The 2,480-nt window shown below is 61.4% G+C and carries 2 protein-coding genes and 1 pseudogene; all 3 read left to right on the forward strand.

What is annotated here, in order from left to right; genetic code table 11:
- Nucleotides 1–434: glycerol-3-phosphate dehydrogenase C-terminal domain-containing protein (locus DBR18_RS29250; protein WP_305891536.1), on the forward strand; the 434-nt coding region annotated here is incomplete at its 5' end.
- 20 nt (nt 435–454) lie between these two features.
- Complete coding sequence (locus tag DBR18_RS15215; protein WP_108590923.1) at nt 455–2,023, forward strand: FGGY-family carbohydrate kinase; 1,569 nt, start codon at nt 455–457, stop codon at nt 2,021–2,023.
- Between the two features lie 229 nt (nt 2,024–2,252).
- Nucleotides 2,253–2,480: pseudogene (locus DBR18_RS29255) on the forward strand (phospholipase); the annotation flags it as partial.

Below are 2,480 nucleotides of genomic sequence, written 5' to 3' on the forward strand. Positions count from 1 at the left end.
CCTGTGCCGACATGCTCGGTCGCGATTTCGAAGATGATGCCGCGCCGGTGTTCGCAGCCGTCCCACCACTGACCATCCCCGGACTCAGTCCCCAACAGTATCGACGTCTGGCCGGAAGGCACGGCCGAGACCTGCCGCGACTGGCGCAGTTGATCGCCGAGTTGGGTCACGAAACGGTCGGCAACACCGACACCTTATGGGCAGAACTGGCCTTCGCCTGTGAAGCAGAAATGGTGCTGCACCTCGATGATCTGTTGCTGCGCCGCACCCGTCTGTGCCTGTTGCTGGCGCGCGGTGGCGAAGAACATTTCGCCGCCATCCGCCAACTCTGCCAGCCACGTCTGGGCTGGGACGATGCACACTGGCAGCAAGAGTTGCAGCGTTACCGGGCGTTGTGGCAACGCCATCACGGTCTGCCGGATGCCACGCCTTGATGCCCCTTGAAGAGAGCGCCATGGATAACCACTCGAACAAGCGCTACCTGCTGGCGATCGACAACGGCACTCAGAGCGTGCGCGCATTGCTCTTCGATTTGCAGGGCAATCTGCTGGGCAAAGGCAAGGTCGAGTTGCAGGCGTACTACTCGACGCAACCGGGCTGGGCCGAGCAGGACCCGGAATATTACTGGGCGAAACTCGGCGAGGCCTGCCAGCAGGTATGGGCACAAACCGGGATTGATCGCTCGCAGATTGCCGGCGTCTCACTGACCACTCAGCGCGGCACGGTGATCAATGTCGATGCCGAGGGCAAGCCGCTGCGCCCGGCCATTCTGTGGCTCGATCAGCGCCAGAGCGAAGTCGAGGGCGGGATCAAGGGGCCGTGGGGCTGGCTGTTCAAACTGGTCGGCGCGCAGGCTACGGTGGATTACTTTCGCGCGCAGGCAGAGGCCAACTGGATCGCCAGACACCAGCCTGAAGTCTGGGCGGCGACCGACAAATTTTTGCTGCTCTCGGGGTTTCTCACCCATCGTTTGTGTGGGCGCTTTGTCGACTCGGTGGGTTGTTGCGTCGGCTATCTGCCGTTCGACTTCAAACGCCTGAAATGGGCCGCGCCCAGTGACTGGAAATGGCAGGCGCTGGCGGTGCGTCCGGAGCAATTACCGACCTTGCACAAACCCGGCGAAACCCTTGGCTACATCAGCGCTGAAGCCAGCCGTCACACGGGGATTCCCGAGGGCTTGCCGCTGATTGCTGCCGGCGCTGACAAGGCCTGCGAGGTGGTCGGTTCCGGCGTAGTCGATGCGAGCACGGTGTGCCTGTCCTACGGCACCACGGCGACGATCACCAGCACCCGCTCGCGCTATCTGGAAATCGTCCCGCTGATCCCTCCATACCCCTCGGCGGTGCCGGATCAGTACAACTGCGAGGTGATGATTTATCGCGGTTACTGGATGGTCAGCTGGTTCAAGAACGAGTTCGGCCTGCGCGAAATGCAGCAGGCGCAAGAGCAGGGCATTGAACCCGAGCAACTGTTCGATGCGCTGGTCAACGCGGTGCCGCCGGGGTCGATGGGGCTGATGCTGCAACCGTATTGGTCACCGGGGATTCGTGAGCCGGGCGTCGAGGCCAAAGGCGCAATGATCGGCTTCGGCGACGTGCACACCCGCGCGCATATTTACCGGGCGATTCTGGAAGGGCTGGCGTATGCCTTGCGCCAGGGCATGGAGAACATCGAGAGGCGTTCGAAGGTGTCGATCAAGCGTCTGCGGGTGGCCGGTGGCGGTTCGCAAAGTGATGCGGCGATGCAACTTACGGCGAATATTTTTGGCCTGCCGGCGGAGCGTCCGCATGTGTACGAAGCGTCCGGGCTGGGCGCGGCGATCTGTTGTGCGGTGGGGTTGGGGTTGTATGCGGATTTCCCCACGGCGATCGCTGCGATGACGCGAGTGGGCACGGTATTCACACCGCAACCCGAGGCGCAGCAGATCTATGAACGTTTGTACAACGAGGTGTACCTGCGCATGTATCGCCAGCTCAAGCCGCTGTACCAGAGCATCCGCAAAATCACCGGTTACCCCGCCTGAAAAAACACCGCAGAACCCCCTGTAGGAGCTGCCGAAGGCTGCGATCTTTTGATCTTGTTTTTTAAAATCAAAGTCAAAAGATCGCAGCCTTCGGCAGCTCCTACACGGGTGGGCGATGGGCTTCATATGGCGCTATCGGAGAACTTTTCTGGTGAGATCGGACAGTGCCAGCGCCGGGGGCGGTTGTTAGGCTCAACCCCCACAGCACCTCCAATAAGAATTAAAAGCAATGAAGCTGACCTTTCTCCTGTTGCTGCTTTGTGCAACGGCCCCGACGGCGTGGGGCTGGTCGAACCATACGGTGGGCAGCTATCTGGCGTTGCAGGAACTGCCGGCGCTGCGCGATGCGCCGCCGGTCGAGGTCGAGCCGCTGGAGCGTTTTCTCGCCGAGCAATATCCGGCCGTGGTCGCGCTGCTGGAACAACAGGAAAGCTTCGCCCGTGAACACTTCACCCAG

Origin of the sequence: Pseudomonas sp. HMWF021 (genome assembly GCF_003061005.1) — a bacterium.
Lineage (GTDB): Bacteria > Pseudomonadota > Gammaproteobacteria > Pseudomonadales > Pseudomonadaceae > Aquipseudomonas.

Excerpts from the sequence above, each read along its gene's own strand:
- DBR18_RS15215 (WP_108590923.1), top strand. The coding sequence starts at position 455 with ATGGATAACCACTCGAACAAGCGCTACCTGCTGGCGATCGACAACGGC.